Consider the following 285-nt stretch of genomic DNA (forward strand, 5'->3'; position numbering starts at 1 on the left):
CTTGGACTGGTTGCCATGATGCGCAGCGGCTGGCTGGCATCTGTCAAAGACGCTGTTTTCCCCGTGACTCATGAGGGGCAGAAGCCGCCGCGTCAGTGGAGATCTCTGGTATCGGGTAAGGGCTCGACCTCAGGGGTAGTTCTTGCCGCCTGGGGTGTTTTCTGGACGCTTGCCTCGGTCGCTGTCATTTTGCCCGCTTTCAACGTGGGCGGTGTCTTTGACTATTCCAATAAAATCGATGCCAAAGCGGTTCTTGCAGATCCCTTGCAAAGCGCAGGGCTCATG

Annotated in this window: 1 protein-coding gene; it reads left to right on the forward strand. The window is 56.8% G+C overall.

Translation table 11 applies throughout. The annotated features are described in order from the left end of the window. Positions 1-15 precede the first annotated feature (15 nt). On the forward strand, positions 16-285 hold a 270-nt coding region (locus tag GHO42_RS07110), incomplete at its 3' end, for a hypothetical protein (RefSeq protein ID WP_218576001.1).

The organism is Pseudomonas sp. FSL R10-0056 (assembly GCF_009600105.1).
In the GTDB taxonomy this organism is placed as follows: domain Bacteria; phylum Pseudomonadota; class Gammaproteobacteria; order Pseudomonadales; family Pseudomonadaceae; genus Aquipseudomonas; species Aquipseudomonas bubulae.